The 225-nt window shown below is 42.2% G+C and carries 1 pseudogene; it reads left to right on the forward strand.

Annotated elements, in window-relative coordinates:
- A pseudogene (locus tag ACXAHM_RS26505) lies at positions 1-225 on the forward strand (ammonia channel protein); the annotation flags it as partial.

The following is a 225-nucleotide window of genomic DNA, read 5'->3' on the forward strand; positions in this document are numbered from 1 at the left end:
TTGCTCATACAAAAAAAGCTCCTTACAATATTCCAATGGTAATGATTGGTGCTTCTATGTTATGGGTAGGTTGGTTTGGATTCAACGCAGGTAGCCAACTACATGCTAACGGAGCAGCAGGTATGACTTTATTGGTGACTCACCTTGCAGCAGCAGCAGCTTGTGTTACTTGGGTAGCATTAGAGTGGATCAAAAACGGCAAACCAACCCTAATTTCAATCGTAA

The organism is Flammeovirga sp. AWQ4_249, assembly GCF_056161045.1.